At 62.7% G+C, this 19,296-nt stretch carries 14 protein-coding genes; all 14 read right to left on the bottom strand.

Translation table 11 applies throughout. The annotated features are described in order from the left end of the window. Positions 1 to 161 precede the first annotated feature (161 nt). The 14 genes from NKH83_RS23025 to bglB all read right to left on the bottom strand — a co-directional run bounded on the left by NKH83_RS23025 (position 162) and on the right by bglB (position 19,257). Positions 162 to 452 carry a hypothetical protein gene (locus NKH83_RS23025; RefSeq protein ID WP_352807663.1) on the bottom strand — a complete coding sequence of 97 codons (291 nt, stop codon included), beginning with the start codon at positions 450 to 452 and terminating at the stop codon, positions 162 to 164. A gap of 50 nt (positions 453 to 502) precedes the next feature. Continuing rightward, positions 503 to 1,324, bottom strand: a complete 822-nt coding sequence (locus tag NKH83_RS23020) for an alpha/beta fold hydrolase (protein ID WP_352807661.1) — start codon at positions 1,322 to 1,324, stop codon at positions 503 to 505. A 727-nt stretch (positions 1,325 to 2,051) separates the two neighbouring features. Beyond that, positions 2,052 to 2,735: a response regulator transcription factor gene (locus NKH83_RS23015; protein ID WP_352807772.1), complete on the bottom strand. Its 684-nt coding sequence runs from the start codon at positions 2,733 to 2,735 to the stop codon at positions 2,052 to 2,054. Beyond that, positions 2,725 to 3,114, bottom strand: a complete 390-nt coding sequence (locus NKH83_RS23010; protein WP_352807659.1) for a response regulator — start codon at positions 3,112 to 3,114, stop codon at positions 2,725 to 2,727. Before NKH83_RS23010 ends, NKH83_RS23015 begins: the two co-directional genes overlap by 11 nt. A 2-nt stretch (positions 3,115 to 3,116) precedes the next feature. Next, complete coding sequence (locus NKH83_RS23005) at positions 3,117 to 3,758, bottom strand: response regulator transcription factor (protein WP_352476711.1); 642 nt, start codon at positions 3,756 to 3,758, stop codon at positions 3,117 to 3,119. Next, positions 3,755 to 6,619: a sensor histidine kinase gene (locus tag NKH83_RS23000; protein WP_502895609.1), complete on the bottom strand. Its 2,865-nt coding sequence runs from the start codon at positions 6,617 to 6,619 to the stop codon at positions 3,755 to 3,757. Before NKH83_RS23000 ends, NKH83_RS23005 begins: the two co-directional genes overlap by 4 nt. A gap of 365 nt (positions 6,620 to 6,984) precedes the next feature. Then, on the bottom strand, positions 6,985 to 10,113 hold the full coding sequence (locus tag NKH83_RS22995) for a PAS domain-containing protein (RefSeq protein WP_352807656.1): 3,129 nt from the start codon (positions 10,111 to 10,113) through the stop codon (positions 6,985 to 6,987). Between the two features lie 177 nt (positions 10,114 to 10,290). Further along, complete coding sequence (locus NKH83_RS22990) at positions 10,291 to 11,379, bottom strand: ABC transporter ATP-binding protein (protein WP_352807655.1); 1,089 nt, start codon at positions 11,377 to 11,379, stop codon at positions 10,291 to 10,293. A 7-nt stretch (positions 11,380 to 11,386) separates the two neighbouring features. Further along, positions 11,387 to 12,439: a carbohydrate ABC transporter permease gene (locus NKH83_RS22985; RefSeq protein ID WP_352807653.1), complete on the bottom strand. Its 1,053-nt coding sequence runs from the start codon at positions 12,437 to 12,439 to the stop codon at positions 11,387 to 11,389. Next, complete coding sequence (locus NKH83_RS22980) at positions 12,436 to 13,458, bottom strand: carbohydrate ABC transporter permease (protein ID WP_502895605.1); 1,023 nt, start codon at positions 13,456 to 13,458, stop codon at positions 12,436 to 12,438. The genes NKH83_RS22985 and NKH83_RS22980 overlap by 4 nt, the downstream gene beginning before the upstream one ends. After that, positions 13,455 to 14,723 (bottom strand): ABC transporter substrate-binding protein, encoded by a 1,269-nt coding sequence (locus NKH83_RS22975; protein WP_352807651.1) that lies wholly within the window; start codon positions 14,721 to 14,723, stop codon positions 13,455 to 13,457. The genes NKH83_RS22980 and NKH83_RS22975 overlap by 4 nt, the downstream gene beginning before the upstream one ends. An 87-nt stretch (positions 14,724 to 14,810) precedes the next feature. After that, positions 14,811 to 17,330 (bottom strand): hypothetical protein, encoded by a 2,520-nt coding sequence (locus NKH83_RS22970; protein WP_352807649.1) that lies wholly within the window; start codon positions 17,328 to 17,330, stop codon positions 14,811 to 14,813. Beyond that, positions 17,327 to 18,160 carry a 5-dehydro-4-deoxy-D-glucuronate isomerase gene (gene kduI / locus NKH83_RS22965; RefSeq protein ID WP_352807647.1) on the bottom strand — a complete coding sequence of 278 codons (834 nt, stop codon included), beginning with the start codon at positions 18,158 to 18,160 and terminating at the stop codon, positions 17,327 to 17,329. Before kduI ends, NKH83_RS22970 begins: the two co-directional genes overlap by 4 nt. Further along, complete coding sequence (bglB, locus tag NKH83_RS22960) at positions 18,157 to 19,257, bottom strand: beta-galactosidase BglB (protein WP_352807645.1); 1,101 nt, start codon at positions 19,255 to 19,257, stop codon at positions 18,157 to 18,159. Before bglB ends, kduI begins: the two co-directional genes overlap by 4 nt. Positions 19,258 to 19,296 lie beyond the last annotated feature (39 nt).

The following is a 19,296-nucleotide window of genomic DNA, read 5'->3' as shown; positions in this document are numbered from 1 at the left end:
TCGAAAAATTGTGCCGGTGCTGCTGCGATGGTCGCAACTGCTGGCCAAGAAAATTTCACGCCGAATTGAGACCGCCAAAATGAGCGGCAATCGCAAACGGCTACCGATTGATAAACTCCCGGCGATTAGCCAGTTTGACGTCCTCGAGAGCGCTTTGGCCTTCAAGGCGCGGCGGCGACCCCCGACAGCGCGACGTAGTGTCGAACGCCGGCGATCGCCTCCGCGCTGCACAGGCGCAGTTGCCCGAATGGCAGCCCTGTCGCAGCATATGTTTGCCGCCTTTGCCAGCGCTCCAACTCGATTGCGCAGTGGTTCGGTTCCACAATCCGGAACATGAGCCGACAGACCCGGCATTCAGGCCACCGCTCGGCTATGCGAGCGCACAAGGTTTGACCTGGCGCGCCACCTGAAATGCTGTTCAGGGCGCGCGAAATATCGCCAAAGGTGGTCATCGGCGGCTCCAAGGAAGTGCGGACAACATGCGGTCGTGTCTGAGGGCGTACTATCCTTTGATGAAGGCGAGCAGGTCAGCATTGACCTGATCCTGGTGCGTGGCCGTGATCCCGTGGGGCGCGCCGGGGTAATAGATATCCTTTGCGCCTTTGATCAGTCGGGCCGATTTGACTGCCGAGTCCTTGACGGGGACGATCTGGTCGTCCTCGCCATGCAGGACCAGGGTTGGTACGTCGAACTTTTTGAGGTCCTCGGTAAAATCGGTCTCGGAGAACGCCTTGACGCTTTCGTACGCGTTGACGAGACCCGCCTGCATGCTCCAGAGCCAGAACTGATCCAGAGTCCCCTGGGAAACCTTGGCGCCCGGCCTGTTCGCGCCATAAAACAACGGCGCGAGGTGCCGGTAGTACTGCGAACGATCCTTGACGAGGCCAGCCCTTATGCCGTCGAATACCTCGATCGGCAGGCCTTCCGGATTGGCCGGCGTCTTCACCATGATCGGCGGAACAGCGGCGATAAGAACAGCCTTGGCCACCCGCTTCGTCCCGTGCCGTCCGATATAGCGAGCAACCTCGCCTCCTCCGGTGGAATGCCCGACCAGCGTGGCGTCCCGGAGATCCAGTGCCTCGATCACGGCTGCAAGATCGTCCGCATAGCCGTTCATGTCGTTGCCGGACGTCGCCTGGCTCGATCGGCCATGTCCGCGCCGGTCATGCGCAACGACGCGAAAGCCGTTATGGGCAAGAAACAGCATCTGGCCGTCCCAGGCGTCGGAATTCAGCGGCCAGCCGTGCGAAAATGTGACGACAGGACCCTTGCCCCAATCCTTGTAGTAGATTTCGGTGCCGTCCTTGGTCGTGATGGTGCTCATCGTCTTGGTTCCTTTGATGGAGGGGGGAAGAGGGAAGGCTTCGCTTTCGGCTCGTTGCCGAAGCAGCGCGGGGCAGTCCGGCGGCTACCGCAGAGATCAGGCCTGCCAACAAGACATCGCGGCGAGATCCGCCGACGGAGAAGAGTCCGTCTTTGTTCATCATGTCCATCCATGTGCTTTGAACATCCTGCTCACCATCACGACCGTCGAGTCGGCCTGTGCGGTCGCGTTCGGGGGGAGCGAGCGAGGAGCGGTAGAAACGCGACGGTCGTGATGGCTTGCGAGGAACAGGATGCACCGATCCGGGCCGCGAACCTATTCTACCGAAGCATCTGTCATACGATGCCAAGGTGCAGGGCAGGCACGCCGAGGATAGGGGCGGGCTAAGGCAAGCTCTTATAGACACACGTCAATTTAGGCTTGGGTAGCGGCGCGGGGACCGATGCGGCATGGCCGGCGTCAGTTGTTTGCATGGAATGTTGCGAGTTTGTCGGTCAGGCTGGGCCGCCAAGGAGCGCCGCTCAATGGTAAACCGATGTTGGCGCGGGCCTTGCCGCGAAACACCCAACAGGACCACCGATGTACATCAGGATCACCCGCACCAGCACGAGCGTACCGACAGCAGGAAGGCCTGGGCGCGCAGAGGAAGCAATTTCCCGCAGCCTGAAGCAGCCGGGCGCGCCGGGCGATCCTATTGGATGGGGCACGGATCGGCTTGTGCCAAATTCTAGGCCTGGCGCATCGGCGCGGGCAGCGTTTCCCATGTCCTGATCAGCTCGCCGATGGAAGCGGCCTCCATCTTGCGCATGACATTGCCGCGATGCAGCTTGACCGTCACTTCACTGATGCCGAGGTCGAAGGCGATCTGCTTGTTGAGGCGTCCGCGCGCCACTTCTCGCAGAACCTCGCGCTCGCGCGGCGTCAGCGTCTCGACCCGCTCTACATTGCGCTTGACGATCACCGCATCCGCCCGCCGCTTGGCGTCCACCGCAATGCCCGTGATCACGGCGTCAAGCAGCGTCTGATCCCGCACCGGCTTGGTGAGAAAGTCCACGGCGCCAGCCTTCATCGCTTGGACAGTCATCGGGATGTCGCCATGCCCGGTCAGGAAGATGATGGGTTTGGGGTTGCCGTTTTTCGCAAGATGGTGCTGCAGATCGAGACCGCTCGTCCCCGGCATGCGCACGTCGAGGATCAAGCAGCCGGGACTTTCCAACACATCGGCGTCGAGCAATTCACGGGTCGAGGTAAAGCACACCGGCAGGAAACCCGCCGACAGGATCAATTCCGACAGCGCCTCCCGAACAGAGGCATCATCATCAACAATAATGACCAGCGGCTGCTCGGCTTCAGCCCTCCGCTGCTGTGATGACGGCGTCGATCTCCGTAATGGCAATTGGTCAACTGTCATGTTTAGGCTCCGTGTTTGGGTTGCGTAAAGCGTCGCCGATCGCCGCAAGCAGGGCCTGGCCATCGAAGGGCTTACAGAAAAGCCCGCCAATGCCCTTGGCGCGGTGCTGATCCACTATCTCGTGGCGACCGGTGATCAGGAACACAGGCAGGTCCGGACGCGCCTTCTTGACCAGGTCACGAAGTTCAAAGCCGTCCATGCCGGGCATCCCGATGTCGGTGATGAGCATGTCCAATCCAGACAGGCCGCTGACCAGCAATGCCCCCGGCGACGAGAAGCTGCGGGCCACATAGCCGGCGGACTCCAAGAGGTCCTCCAGCGACTCGAGCAGTCTTGGGTCATCGTCGACAATCGCAACGACAGGCCTCCGCTTGCTCACCCTCAGCTCCCCCCTGCCCGGCGCGAGTGCGTGATTGGTATTCCCAATCGCTCGGCGATGCGCACTAGGTCGGCGAGCGACGCCGCGATCATCTTCTGCATGACGTTCCTTCTATGAATTTCCAGCGTAACTTCGCTGATCCCCAGTTCAGCGGCGGCCTGCTTATTGAGCAGGCCGCTGACCACCAGCGGCAGCACCTCACGTTCGCGCGGCGTCAGCTCGAGATAACGTTGCTTCAACACACCCAGCTCGGCGCGCTCCGATCGCTGTATCCGATCCTGGGCAATCGCCGCATGGATTGCGGCCATGAGGTCTGCATCGCTGAAGGGCTTGGTCAGGAAATCCACGGCACCGTGCTTGATCGCACGCACGGAGGACGGGATATCGCCATGTCCTGTCAGGAAAACGATCGGCGGATGATCGCCCTCGGCAATCTGCCGCTGCAGATCGAGGCCGTTAATATCCGGCAACTCGATATCGAGAATGAGGCAGGCAGGGACGTCCGGCTTGTCAGCGCGGATATAATCGCCCGCCGATCCGAACGCTGCGGCGCGCAGGCCATGTGCGGCCAGCAGCTCACTGAGCGCCTCGCGGATGCGTTCATCGTCATCTACGATGAAGACAATTTGGCCGTCCGTCGTCATGACGCCGCTTCCATTTCAACCGGCAACGTGAAGATAAACGTCGCTCCACGTGGTTCGTTCTTCTCGACCCATAGACGCCCGCTGTGCGACTCGATGATCGAACGGCAGATCGCCAGTCCCATGCCCATCCCTTGCTCTTTCGTGGTAAAGAACGGTTCGAATATCCGGTCGGGAAACTCGACGCCCCGGCCGCGATCTCTGACTTCGGTCTGGACAACATCCCCGATATGGCGCACGCGGATGCTGATAACTCCGTCATCCGCACCAAAGTCCATCGCCTCCATGCCGTTGCGAATGAGATTGACCAGAACCTGCTGGATCTGGACGCGATCGAACGCGACTAGGGGAATGTCGCTTCCGACATCAACGCTGATGCGAACGCCCCGCCGCATTGCTTCCTCGGTCACGAGGTCGCGGGCCTCTGCGATGACACTGCTGAGCGCCGCATTGGTCCTCGTCTCGGTGGATTGCTTGAACAGCGCGCGGATGCGGCCGACGACGTCCGCCGCCGAATTGGCGTCCCGGATAATGCGCTCGGCCGTAATCTTCGCGCGTTCGACGTTCGGCGGGACGGCGCCCAGCCAACGGTGGCATGCATGGGAATTGGCGACGATCGCGGCCAGCGGCTGATTCACCTCGTGCGCGATCGAAGCGGAAAGCTCGGCGAGACTTGCAGCCTGAGTGGCGTGCGCTAGTTTGTCGGAGGCTTGTCGCAGCGCTTCCCGCGCGCGCATCTCTTCGTCGATGTCGAGGGAAACCCCGTACCATTGCACAACCGCCCCGTCTTCATCACGCCGCGGCTCGACCCTGCACTCCGCCCAGCGATAGCCATCTTTTTCGCGCCAGCGAAACCGCATCGCGGAACCACCGCCTGTTTCGAAACAAGTCAGCAACGTGCGCAGCACCCCGGGAGCATCTTCCGGATGAACCAGTTCTTGCAGCAATTCCTCGATGCGCGGCTCTCCTAGTGTTTCGAAATTGGCGATGACGGCGCGGAAATGGTCCTGGTATCGCTTGTTGAAGTAGACCGGCCCGCCGGTCGGCACCGCGCTCCAAATGCGGACCGGCACAGCGTCGATCATCTGCTGAAGCTGCAATTCGCTCCGCCGCAGCGCCTCTTCGGCTTGCATCTGATCGTCGATGTCGTGACAGAGGCCGTACCACTGCACTATCAGGCCAGCGTGATCGCGCATCGGCTCTGCCCGGCTCGACATCCAGTGATAGACGCCATCGGCGCGGCGCAGGCGATACCTCATGGAGAAGCGCTCGCCGGTAGCAAGGCAGTGACTGAGCGTGTCGCCGAATGCTGCTGCGTCGTCCGGATGGACGGTGGCCGCTATCATCGCCGCCAGCCGGCCGATGCCCTGTTTGTCCAAATCCGTTACGTCAAGGCCGAGAAAGTCGACCATTCGCTTGTTGAAAAAGGTCGGCTCGCCGTCCGGCTTCAGGCGCCAAACGTGGCTCGGAACCATGTCGACAAGCTGCGAGAGCTCCCGCTCCCGGTCGCGCAATGCCTCCTGCGCGCGCACCTCATCGTCGATGTCGATGCTGGCCGTGTACCATTGGACGATCGCTCCACTCTGGTTCCGCAGCGGCTCGGCGCGGCCCTCCCTCCAGCGGTAGACACCGTCAGCGCGACGCAGGCGATATCGTATGGGATAGGGTTCGCCGGTGGCGAGGGAGCGGCTGAGCCATTCTCTCATCCTGGGTCCATCGTCGGGATGGACAGCTGCCGCGACTACGGTCGCCAGGCGGCTCGTGCCCGGCTTGTCCCAGCCCGCGATGTCGTTGAGGCCGATATAGTCTGTCGTGCGCTTGCTGAAGAAGGTTGGTTCGCCGTTGGGCGCCATGCGGGCGATGTGAGCGGGGATCATTTCGACCAGCAACGAGAGTTCTCGCTCCCGCTCCCGCAAGGTCTCCACACTTTGGCGCAAAGTGAGCACCGCCGCCTGATGCTGCCTGGAAATGGCGGCCACGACGAGCGCCGAAAATGCAGAGATGCCCAGAAAAAGCTGCAGCATGATCTGGTTGTGCTTCTGGGACTCGGGATCGCCGGCAAATTGGCTGGCGCCGGATATCGTGAATACCGCCGTGATCAGAGCGAGAACGGTCAATGCTACGGCGGCGCCTCGGAACTCAAAGCGCACCGCGGCCCAAAGAAGAGGCGGCATGATGATGTAGGCGAACGGCAGATAGCCGCTCAAGGAAAGGGCGGCGATCCCAAGAAAGATCAGCCCTAGGACGCAAGCTTCCATCCACCGCGCTGCCGAGAGCTGCGCCTTGCCGCGCCAGTTCTGGAACACGACCAGCGCCAGTGGCGCTACGATCAGGACTCCCGTCGCGTCTCCGATCCACCACAGCGGCCAAGCCGTCGCAAAGCTTTGCGATTGTATGCCAAACCACGCAAGCGCCGCACTTCCGACCGTGGCGCTTGCAACCGGCGCAACTCCAGCGGCCAGTACGACGAATGCGAGGACGTCCCGCAACGTTTCCAGCCGAACTGGGCGCTTGCAGGTCTGGTTCACAAGCCATGCGCCGGTCACCGCTTCAAGAGCGTTGCCGGCAAAGATCAGGAAGGCCGCGGGCAGCGGAGTGTGGAACCACAAGAAGTTGCTGAACAGTTCTGCCACACAGGCCCCCAGCACCCACCACGGCCAGCTATACCTGGAGGCGAAGACAAGCGTAGCGATGAAAAGCCCGCTCGGAGGCCAAATGGAAATCCCTGTTCCAGGTATGATTGCGAGCGACTGGGCGAAGCCGCAGCCCAGGACATAGGCCGTAATAAAAAGCCCCAGATGCGAGAATTGAGGACGGTGCGACCAGACGCGCGACAACCTGCCTCTTTCAAGATCGCTGATCATGTTGCCGCGAATCAGGCCCGGTTCATTCGTCGCGAAAGGTCGGCCACTTCCCGGTCCAGATCGGTCCAACTCATGCGTTAACGCGAGCGTTGCGTTGGAATCGGTCTCGCCAAGTGAGTTGGGCGCTATCGTCATCGGGTGCCCCTGACGGACAAACAAAATCTGGAGATTGTCGGCGCTTCGTGTAGCACTTGTTCTTGATAGCTGGACTGGGCTGACGGACTCACGTCGCCACCCTAATCCCGCCACGCCCCAACCGCACCTCATGGAAATCCATGCATTGCACAGGGCGGCGGCGCCCCTTCACCGAGAGCCGAAAAACCAAGCCTTACTGAGCGCCGCCGGTGGCCGAGGTGTCGCCCGACTTATTGCGCAGCTTTCGCTTCAACCGGGAGGGTGAAGATGAATGTCGCCCCACGCGGCACGCTATTTTCCACCCAAAGGCGGCCGCCGTGAGACTCGATGATCGAACGGGAGATCGCGAGCCCCATGCCCATCCCGTTCCCTTTCGTTGTAAAGAACGGCTCGAATATCTTGTTAGGACGTTCGATACCCGGGCCTCGGTCGCTGACCTCGGTCTGGATCGTGTCCTCTATCCGGTGCACGCGCATCCCAAGAACCTTGTCGCCCGCGGTGGTGTCCATCGCCTCCATGCCGTTGCGAATGAGGTTGACCAGGACCTGCTGGATCTGGACGCGATCGAACGCAACCAGCGGAAGGTTGCTTTCGACGTCGATGTCCATGCGAACGCGACGCCGCATGGCTTCCTCGGCCATAAGGTCACGGGCTTCCGCAACGACGCTGGGGATCGGCGTACTGGTTCTCATTTCAAGCGAAGGTCTGAACAAGGCACGGATGCGGCTGACGACATCCGCCGCCGAGTTGGCGTCGCGGATGATGCGCTCGGCCGTGATCTTCGCGCGCTCGACGTTCGGGGGCTCGGCGGACAGCCAACGGTGGCATGCGTTCGAGTTGGCGACGATGGCGGCCAGCGGCTGGTTCACCTCATGAGCGATGGATGCGGAGAGTTCGGCAAGGCTCGCCGCCTGACTCGCACGCGCAAGTCTCTCTTGTGCCAGTCGAAGCTCCTCTTGTGTCCGCACCTCATTTTCGATGTCGAGGCAGATAACGTTCCATTGCACTATGGCGCCTTCAGCATTGCGCATCGGCGCGGCACGCGTCTCGACCCAGCGATATTCACCATCGAAGCGCCGCAGACGGTGCCGTCGCGCATACGGCTCGCCTGTGGACAGACAATGGGCATATCTTTCTTTGACACCTGTCAGGTCGTCGGGATGAACACCGGCGTCGAGTGTGCCAGCCAGCCGCGACTTTCCCGCTTCGTCCAATTCCTCAAGATTGTATCCGAGGAATTCGCGGAGCTGCTGGCTGCGATATATCGGTTCGCCATCCGGCGCGGCGCAATCGATCATTGCCGGCAGCGTTTCAACGAGCTGCCAGAGAGCGCGTTCTCTCTCGCGCAGCGCCGCTTCGACGCGCAGCTGATCGTCGATGTCGTGCGTAAGACCGTACCACTGGACAATGCGCCCGCCGTGATCCCGCAGCGGCTCCGCGCGGCCCTCCATCCAACGATAAACGCCATCGGCACGGCGCAGGCGATACCTCATGAAGAAACGCTCGCCGGTGGCAAAGCAGCTGTCGAGTGCTTCCTTCAGGCTGGCTGCATCGTCGGGATGGACGACGGTGGCAATGAAGGCCGCCAGCAGGCTCATGTCCGGCTTTTCCGCGTCCGCTATGTCCAGGCCGAGAAAATCTATCAGGCGCTTGTTGAAGAAGGTCGGCTCACCGTTGGGAGACAGCCGCCAGAGGTAGCTCGGAACCATGTTGACGAGTTGCGAGAGCTCTCGTTCCCGGTCGTGCAATGCCGCTTGCGTGGTCACCAGGTCATGGATGTCGACGCTCACACCGTACCATTGGAGAATGCTGCCATCTTCGTCGCGCAGCGGCTCGGCGCGAGTCTCGGTCCAGCGATAGCCGCCGTCGGCCCGCCGTTGGCGATATCTCTGAACGTAAGGCACGCCCGTTGCGAATGAATGGCGGATCGCCTGCCGTGCGGTATCGATATCGTCTGGATGGATGACGCTCAGCGACGGCGAGCCGTCCGGGGCCGTGATGTCATGGAGCGTGGCCCCGGTTACATCGGTGAACCGCTTGTTGACGTAGGATGGCGTCCCTTCCGGTGTCGTACTCCAGATCAAAGCGGGCACGGTGTCGATAAGCTGCTGAAGGCGCCGCTCACTTTTGCGCAACGCCGCCTGCGCGCGCACCTCATCGTCGATGTCGAGAGAAACCCCGTACCACTGCACGACCGTTCCGTCGTCATCGCGCCGCGGCTCGACCCTGCACTCAGCCCAGCGATAGGTGCCGTCTTTTTCGCGCCAGCGAAACCGCATCGCGGAGCCACCGCCAGTTTCGAAACACCTCAGCAACGTGCGCTGCACCTCGGGAGCATCTTCGGGATGAATCACCTCGTGCAGCAACGTTTCGATTCCCGGCTCGCCGAGCGCGTCAAAGTTCGCGATAACGGAGCGGAAATGGTCCTGGTATCGCTTGTTGAAGTAGACCGGCCCGCCGGTCGGCATCACGCTCCAGATACGGACCGGCACGGCGTCGATCATGTGCCGAAGTTGTTGCTCGCTCTGCCGCAACGCCGCTTCGGCGTGCATCTGATCGTCTATATCGTGACAGAGGCCGTACCACTGGACGATGCGGCCGGCGTCATCGCGCATCGGCTCCGCCCGGCTCGACATCCAGCGATAGACGCCATCGGCACGGCGCAGGCGATAGCGCATGGCGAAGCTCGCACCGGTAGCGAAGCAACCACGGAGTGCATCGCCGAATGCTGCCGCGTCGTCCGGATGAACGGCGGCCTGTATCATCGCCGCCAGCCGGCTCATGCCCGGTCGGTCCAGATCCGCTACGTCGAGGCCAAGAAAGTCAACCATGCGCCGATTGAAGAAGATCGGCTCGCCGTCGGGATCGAGCCGCCAGATGTGACTCGGGACCATATCCACGAGCTGCGAGAGTTCCCGCTCCCGGTCGCGCAATGCTGACTCGGCCCGCTTCTGGTCCTCAATGTCTATTGTCGTGCCGTACCATTGAATGATGCGCCCCTGGCTATCGCGAAAAGGTCGTCCTGAGCTTCGAAACCAGCGATAGACGCCATCGGCGCGCCGCAGGCGATGCTCGGTATCGTAGGGATCGCCGGTTTCGAGGCAATGCCGCCATCTGGCGGTTACAGGATCATAATCGTCGGGATGGACGGCTCGACGCCAGCTGAACTCATCGTTGTCTTCGGAGGTGTTGAGACCCTCATGCGTGTTGCCGATGAACGCCAGGGTGTTTGGGCTGACATAGGTGAACCTTCCGATGGCATCGGCTGCCCACGCGTTGCCGGGCATGCTCTCGATGATTTGCAGCGCGAGCGTTGCTTCGGGGTCGATTTCGCCAAGTGAGTTGGACGCGGCTGTCATTGGCTTCTCCTGTCGGACAAAAAAGCCTGGGGACGGTCAGCGCTTGATATAGCACTTGTTTTCAATATCTGGACAGGCGAACTCACCGCCTAAATCCTCGGCTGCATCTCATGGAAATCCATGTATTGCGCGGAGATATCGCCACTACGAGGCCCCTAACGATGGCCTCGCGTGAGGCTAACGCTGTGGAACGCGCAGCCCGGCGGCATCGAAGAGATGCATGCGCTCCGGCGGCAGAGCGAGGTTGATCGGCGGCCCCTGCGTTTCAACGCCCTGCTGCTTGAGAACGGCGATCAGGTTGCTGTCGCCGGCAATGGTGGCGTGGACAACGGTTTCCGGTCCCAACGCCTCGGCCAGCATTACACGCGCTTCCACCGATCCCTTGCTGCCATTCGAAAGTTGGATGTCGTGTGGCCGGATGCCAAGCGTCGCGTCGTCTCCCGGTTTCAGCGCGACCCCATCGGCCGCGATCGAGGCTGAGAGCCCGCCTGGACCTTCGACACGCACCTCGGCGCCGCTTGCCGAACGCACCTTCACCGGCAGCAGGTTCATCCGCGGCGCGCCGATGAAGCCGGCGACGAACAGGTTGGCCGGCGCGTTGTAGAGATCGAGCGGCCGGCCAACCTGTTCGATCCGCCCCGAGCGCATGACCACGATGCGGTCCGCCAGCGTCATCGCCTCGATCTGGTCATGGGTGACGTAGATCATCGTGGTTGCCAGCCGCCGGTGCAGGCCCGCCAGTTCAGCGCGCATGGTGATACGCAGTTCGGCATCGAGGTTGGACAGCGGTTCATCGAGTAGAAAGGCGGTCGGATTGCGCACCACCGCACGGCCGATTGCCACGCGCTGCTTCTGGCCGCCCGACAGTTGACCGGGCCGGCGGTCTAGATAGGGAGCAATTTCCAGCATGCGCGTCGCTTCCGTGATCCGCGCGTCGATCTCGGCTTTGGGCATACGGATGTTTTCGAGGCCAAAGGCGAGGTTCTGGCGCACGCTCATGTGCGGGTAGAGCGCGTAAGACTGGAACACCATTGCCAGACCGCGCTGCGCGGCCGAAACGTTGGTGACGTCGACCCCGTCGATCTCGATCTTGCCGTCGGTCGGTCGATCGAGCCCGGCAATCAGCCGCAGCAACGTGGACTTGCCGCAACCCGACGGGCCGACGAGGACCAGCATCTCGCCGTCACCGACGTCGAGGTTGATGCCGTGCAAGATCTTCATCTTGCCGTAAGCGCGATCGATGTTGGTCAGCGTTATCCGTCCCATGACATCCTCACTTCAGCCCGGTGCCGGCAATGCCGGAAGTGATGTAACGCTGCAGGAAGACGAAGACGAGGACGACGGGGATCATCGTCACCACGGTCATCGCCAGGATGTAGTGCCACTGCACGTTTAGCTGGCCGGCATAGGTATTGAGGCCGACCTGGAGTGTGTAGAGTTCCTTGCGCGACAGCACCACCAGCGGCCACAGAAAGTCGTTCCAGCGCCAGACGACCGAGAAGATCGCCAGCACGGCGAGCGCCGGTGCTGCAAGCGGCAATACGATGCGCCAGTAGATCTGCCATTCGGAAGCGTTGTCCATGCGCGCCGCATCGAGCAGCTCGTCGGGGATGGTCAGCATATATTGGCGCAGCAGGAAGACGCCGGTTGGCGTCGCCACGGTCGGCAAGATCACGCCCCACAGCGAATCGAGCAGCCCAACGGCACCCACCACCGAATAGAGCGGCACCAGGATGACCGACAGCGGCACCATCAGCGTACCGACGATAACAAGCATCGTCAGATCGCGACCGCGGAACTTGTATTTCGACAAGGCGAAGGCGGCCATCGAATTGGTGAGCAGCGTGATCAGCGTCGCCATTGCCGTCACAAAAACCGAATTGCGCAGATAGCGCAGGAAGTCGAAATGGACGAAGGGCTCGGTGTAGTTCTCCGTCGCGAAGCCGATTTCGCGCACCGCCTGCCGGTCGGCGATGTTGATCTTGACGACATCCTTCGGCGCCTGCGGGTCCACCATCTGCGCCATGATGCCGATGCGCCGCACCTCGGCCAGCACCTTGCTCGAACCATCCGGCAGCTTCACCCTGTAGAGGGCCAGCGGCTTGTCGTAGCCTTCGACCGTCGCCTGTTGGCTGACATAAGGCATTATGGTCGGGGGGAACTCGGCGAGCTGTGCCGGCGTCTTGAACGACGAACCCACCAGCCAGACGGCCGGGCCGAACATGATGACAACACCGCCGAGCAGCCACAGCCAGCTCACGATATCCGTCCAGTGCCAGCCGCGACCGCCGCGCCGGCGGGTCAGGAATGTCACGACCCGGCTCATTCGCGGGCTCCTTTCCGCACACCCCGGCGTCCGACCTGCAGCTGAACCAAGGTGAGCACGACCAGCACCAACCCCATCAGGATCGAAGCCGCCGAAGCCAGCCCCGGATTGCGCAACAGGGAGGCGAAGCCGATCTCATAGATGTACTGCGTGATATAGAGGGTCGAGGTTCCCGGCCCTCCACCCGTCAGCACATAGACTTCGTCGAAGATCTGCGCGGCGCGGATCAGCGTCAGTACGATGACGACAAGCAGATTCGGCATCAGCAGCGGCAGCGTGATGCGCCAGAACACCCGCGCCGGCTTCGTGCCGTCCATCTCGGCCGCTTCGTAAAGGTCGCGCGGGATCGCCTGCAATCCGGCAAGCAGGATGAGCGTGTAAAAGCCCATATGTGCCCAGACCGAAACGCTGACGGCGGCGGTGAAAGCCCAGAAACGGTCCGTCAGCCAGTTGTGCGGCTCGCCGCCCAGATCATGGACGATCAGGTTGAGCAGGCCTTGGCGCTGCAGGATCCAACGCCAGATCAGGCCGGTGACGACAGGCGACAACAGCACCGGAAAGAAGAACACCGCGCGCCAGAAGCTGCGCCCGACGATCTCGCGGTTGAGGATCAGCGCTGTCGCCATCGACACGGCCGTCATCAGCGCCACCTGCACGACGACGAACAGGCCCGTATTGTGCACGGCCTTCCAGAAGAGATCCTCGTGGCAAGTGGCAGTGTCCAGGTAGTTGCCGCAATCGAGCAGGCGGCGGTATTGCTCGAGCCCCACATAGGTTCGGTCCTGCAGGAAGTAGGCCGTTCCCGACGTGGCCGAATAGAAGAAGTTGATGATCATCGGCACCAGGACGAAAATGCCGAAGATCGCCATGTTTGGGGCGAGGAAGAACGCGGCCATGCCACCGGTGCCCGTCGCGCGCTGCCAGAACTTCAGCGGCACGTTGACGATCGATGCCAGCCAGACGACCGGCGCCGCGAGCGCGGCGCCAGTCCATGCCTTCAGTGTCGCGGCAGCGGTCACTTCGCCTCGGCAACCTTGTCGGCGATATCCTGGTCGATCCTGCCCCAGGCATCGTCGAGGCTGAGTTCGCCGGCCATCACTTGGCTGACGCGCGTCACCAGCGCGGCGAAGTAAGCGTTGGCCCACTTCCACGGCGGCAGCGCATCGGCCGCCGGCAGGGTTTCACCCGCCGCCTTGACGAACTTGTCGAGCGCCGGACCGACGTTCTTGTCGGCCGAGACCCATTTCAGCCCGCCCTTGTCTACGACGCCCTTGTGCGCGGGCAGAAACAGCGTGCGCTCGCTGAATTCTTTCACCACGTCTTCACGGGCCAGATAATCCATGACCTTGGCGACGTCCTTGGGATTCTTGGTGTATTTGATGGCGACCAGCGCCGCGCCGCCCTTCACGCCCGAACATCCTGCGGTACCGCAGGGCGAGCCGGTTGCCACCCAGTCGAAACTATCGCCGATCTTGGTCGACAGATTGGCGACCTGCCAGCTGCCCGAATAGTAGAATGGGATCTGGGCGTTGATGAAGTCGTCGGCGGCCGCGCGATAGGTCGAGCCTGCCGCCGACACCCAGGTATCCTTCAGCATCAGGCCCTTGGCGGTCCAGTCGACGAGCTTGCCGACGAACGCCTTGGTGCCGTCGTCCACTTTCGCCGGCATGCCATCGGGGCCGATATAGTTCGCTCCGAAGGAGACATTCGGACCCGAAATGCGGTGACCGGAACGGTCGATGGCGAAGGCAGCCGGAAGCTGCTGGCTCTTCGCCACCTCGGCGGCGGCGGCGATCCAGTCGTCCCAGGTCGCCTTGTCACCGGGCAGCGGCACGCCGGCCTGTTCGAACAACGTCTTGTTGGCGAAGCCGCCAGTGAGCGTGAGCTGGGTCATGAAACCCGGGATGGCGTTGGAGCCATCGGGGCGCATCCAGTCCAGCGTGTCAGCGAAATTGGCCTCCCAATATTTCGGATCGGCCACCAGGGGCCTGAGATCGAGCCAGTGCTGGGCAAGCTCCTTGACGTTCGTGACGCGGGCGATGTCCGGCCCCTGGCCGGCTTCGAGCTGGATGGGCAGCTGCTCCTGGATCACCTTGTAGGCGACGTTGTCGAGCGTGACGTGGATGTCGGGATTGTCCTTCATGAAGCGGTTCAGAATGTCCTGGATGACATCGCCCTCGACACCGTCCGAATACCACATGATGCGCACGTCGCCGGCAAACGCGCTGGTCGATGCGAGCAGGCTGACCGATAGCGCGGCCAGCAAAGTGTGGGTCTTATTCATGCTTCGTCTCCTCCTTTACCAGGGCGGCGCCCCGATGGTTCAAGCCGCCACGCCCTCTCCTCTTGAGCGTCGCAGCCGATTTCCTCCCTACTCTCTTTGCTTCATGCGCATCGCCTCGCCGCGCACGGTCCAATTGGCCGGATCGAGTGTACGTCCCGCAGCCACAATCCTTGCGTCGGCGAGGAAATGCACCGTGCCGTACTCCGGATCCTCGACGGTCAACTCGCCGTCGGGACCCGACCGCACCGACAGGCCGGCAAAGGCGCCCGCCCAGGCGTCGAGCGCCGGCAGATTGGCATTCCGGTCACCGAGGCGGACGATCCATGTCGTCCTGCGTCCCGCCGCCCGCAACTCGTTGCCGGCGGTCGGGCCGGCCACGACCTGCGTGAGCGGAACATCCGTCTTCAGCATAACGAATGCGTCGCTAGATTGCGCGAGCGCCCGATCGCCACCCACTCGCACGGCATCGAAGGCACTTGCGGGGAACCAGGCGTGTGTAAAGTCGGGCTGTTCATCCGAGCAGGAGAAGCTGACTATGGCGAGGTCGCGGTATTGGTGAAGCCGGGGCAAAGTGCCTGAGCCGCCCCAATATGATGGTCTGCCATATCCCGACTGCAGCACTTCGCCGGGGTGGTTGATCCAGATCTGCGCATCCGGATTCTTGCCCAGCCGGGCGTGAATGACGGTTTCCTGATAGCCCCATTGGTTCCAGCGGTAGCCAGCGGCGCTGCCCATCGCATGGTTGCGCGTCTTATAGTGGTAGAGCCGCGCGAAGCGGTCTTGTCCCTGCGCGAAAGTCCATTCCCACGCCGTATCGTCGGTGAGGGAAGCAATTGCAGCCAACCCATCCGGAACGCTCAAATCGTGATCCCGCAGACAGAGTGCCAGCTGCGGCAGCGCGTGAAAGCGCATGCCGTAATTGCCCTTGCCCCAAAGCATGCGGCAGATGCCGGACAATTCCAGGGAACGCGCGGCGCGCAGCGTGTGCTCATAGGAGCGGCCCTGCGCCCCGGTGAGGATGCCGCGGTGCGCCGAGCGCGCGACGATTTCAAGCAGGCGTATGATTGCCCTGCCGGCCCGTTCGGCGATGTCCTTGTCAGGGGCCAGCGCGTAGAGCGCGCACAGGCCCTTGAGGTCGATCGGGAAATAAGGCGCCGAGTTGAACTCGGCCATCTCCCATGCCTCGAAATGGTCGAGCCAGGCGCGTACACGCGCGGCTCCAGCCGCGGACTGTTCGCGGCCAAGGCGGCCCGACCGCACGAACCGCACATCAGGCAACAGGCCCCCAGCAATATAGGCGGCGGTGTGGAAGAGCAGCGCGTGGTTCTCGGAGAAGTACCACTGTACATCATTGCCGGGCTCGTCCATCCAGTAGCGATAGCCGAGGATGGCGTTGTCGACGCGCGCACGCAGGCTCGCTTCCAGCCGATCGCCATAGGCCGTGCGGCACCACAGCAGCGGCACCAGGATGAAGTCGGCGCAATCGTGACAATCCTCGATCGCCGGCAGCGTGCCGGCGATCATGGCGTCGGTCTCGGCGCCCTGCTGTCCGATCGCCAGGCGCGCCAGCGCGCGCACCGTATCGGCCTCCGCGTGACCGGCGACCTCGCGCAGGGCTTCATCGATACGCGCGGTAAGCGTTTCCGGCGCATCGCCCTGACGGCGCGCGTGGCATATCTCGACGCCGAAAACACGCGATACGGCATGGTCGGCGACCTTCAGCGTCACCTTGAAATGACGAAAGTCGGCCGGCAGCTGCTCGGTATCGGCGATCGGCAGCCGCGCCTTGCCCGCCGGCAGATCGAAGGCGAAGCGCACCGGCGCCTCGATCGACATGAAATCGCCCTCGATCTCGACCTCGACTTGCGCGTCGCGCGGCAGGGCCACGCCGGTGACCAGAGCCACCTCGCCGCCGTCATAGGCGGGACGCTCGAAATGCATGTCGTCGAGGGCTGCTTCCATCGCATCGGCAACGCCGCTCTCGACTTCGATCGGCAGTGCCACCGAAGCAGCCGGACCGGATAGATAGTCGAGCTGGAAATAGTAGCGGGCGTCGCGCTCGGCGAGATCGTCGAACCACACGCGAATGTCGTTACGGCCGGCCTTCAGCACTATCTTGAAATGCTCGGCACTTTCCAGATTGCGGCCGTAGGGCGCCATCCAGCCGGCTTCCCCACCGTTGGCAAAGAGTATGGCGCCGCCGCATGTGCGCAGCCGCACCAGCGCCTCGCCAGTCGAGGCCGCCTCGATGGTGGTCTCGGCCCAGGTGCCAAGCACCGTCGGCCGAAACCAGAAGCCCGACAGGTCGATGCGCGGTGAGGCGAAGGGCAGCCAGGCGCGCTCGGCGCCGAATTCGGCGCTGACCTGTGGTCGCTTGCCGCGTCGTTCCGCTGCGAACTGCGTGCGGCACGGATATTCATGCGGAATGAAATTCTTGTGCTTGGTCAGAAAGAAGAAGGGATCCATCTCGCCTTGCATGGGCTGGTCGGCCACGTCGTAGCGCTGCTCGGCGATGGACCCGAGCCGCCAATAGACGATAGGCTGCCCGGCCGTGAGCGGCCGGCGCAGCGTAAAGTCCGTCCGAACGCCTTGCGCGGCCTCGCTCATCGCAAATCCTTCACGGCAACTGGATCGACATCGGTATAGGCCTGGTTCTCGCCGGTCATGCCCCAGACGAAAGCATAGGGGCCGGTGCCGGCACCCATATGGATAGACCAGGCAGGCGACAGGACGACGTCGCCGTCAGCGACCATCAGGTGGCGCGTCTCGGCGGGCCGGCCCATCAGATGGACCACACGGTCGGCCTCGCCGAGGTCGAAATAGCAATAAGCTTCCATGCGCCGCTCATGCAGATGCGGCGGCATGGTGTTCCACACACTGCCCGGCGCGAGGTCGGTGATCCCCATCAGCAAGAGGCAGGACGGGGCCACTTCGGGATGGATGTACATACGCAGCGTGCGCCTGTTCGCACGAGCCTCGTCGCCGAGCACAAGCGGCTTGGCTTCGCTGCTGACGATAAGCCGATGCGCAATATCGGCGCCGGCCGGAACCGAGTTCATGTAGAAGCGTGCCGGCCTCTCAGGATCGTCGCTCTCCAGCGTCACCTCACGCGCTCCGCGTCCGACATAGACGATGTCGCGGTTAGCCACGTGAAAGCGCCGGCCGTCCACCGCGACCGCGCCATTGCCGCCGAGATTGGCGATACCCATCTCGCGCGCGTCAAAGAAGAGCGGGGTGCCGACTTCGGCCCCGTTGCCGAATGCCAGCGGGTTGGCCAGCGGCACCGCGCCACCGACGATCATGCGGTCGACGTGGGTGTAGACGAATTCGATCGCGCCGGGCCGGAACAACCCGTCGACGAGGAACTCGGCCCTCAGCCGGTCCGTGTCCATGCCGGCAATATCGGCCGGCGACACGCCATAGAGCGTCCGCATCATGCCGCCTCCACCTTCGACTGCAGATGCCGCGCCCCTTCGGTCAGGCACAGAATGGCCAGCGCCTGCCCGTAGCCCGTCGGATGGATGGGTATATCGCGATAGAACTGCAAGTCGGCGCCCATGCGTGTGCCATAGGACACGTTCGCAACCACACCTTTGTCATCAATGTTGGCCACCACGGCTTCCAAGGCGCGGAGCCCGGCGGCACGACACTCTGTCGAGCCGATTCCAAGCCGCGCGGCTTTCATCAAGCCGTAGCCGAAGCCGGCCGTGGCAGAAATCTCCTCGTAAGACGTCGGGTCGTCGAGCAGAGTATGCCAGGCGCCCGAACCCGCCTGCACCTCGAGCAGGGCGTTGATCTGCGTCTCCAGCACGCCGAGCAGATAGGCCCGAACCGAAGGCGCAATTTCGGCGAACTCCACCAGTTCCAGGATACCGACGGTAATCCAGGCATTGCCTCTCGCCCAAAGCGCGCGTGCGAAATTGTGCCGGCCCGCGAACGTCCAGCCGTGGAACCACAGCCCTGATGCCGGATCGGCAAGATAACGGGCGTGAACCAGGAATTGCCGTTCCGCTTCCTCGACGAAGCGGCGCTGGCCGGCAGCCTGGCCGTAGGATGCGAGGAACAGCGCCACCATGAACAGCGTGTCGTCCCACAATTCGTCGTCGTTGACCCGGTCCGAAACATCATGCTGGAAACCGCCTTCGGGCGTCCGCGGCAAGGCGATGACTACCTGCTCGGCCCATTCGCGCAGGACCGGCTCGAAGCGCGGCTGGCGCCGGCGTCGCCACAATTCGCTTAGCGCCAGCAGAGGCGCGGTGGTGTTGACGTTCATCGCCGGGAGACCGGCAGCGATGCGTCGATCGTACCAGGCCTCGATCGTCTGCAGCAGCCGATCGTCGCCGGTCTGCGCCCACAGCCGAACCAGCCCGTAGAGCCCCACGCCTTGCGGCCATTCCCAGCTGTCGAAGCTGACATAGTCGCCCGGCGTGCCGTCGAGATTCGGCTCATGGAACCGCCCGTCATGACGCAAGTCGGTCATGCCCGCCACGAGGCTGGCAAGCGCGGAATTCAGGCGTTCGGCCGATAGCGGCATCACTCCTCCCGTTTCCCCCGCTTCATCAGAACTGTTTCA

The organism is Mesorhizobium sp. M0909, assembly GCF_040319515.1.
Lineage (GTDB): Bacteria > Pseudomonadota > Alphaproteobacteria > Rhizobiales > Rhizobiaceae > Mesorhizobium.
The sequence above is the reverse complement of the archived record's forward strand: the minus strand, read 5'-3'. Positions and strand labels throughout refer to the sequence as shown.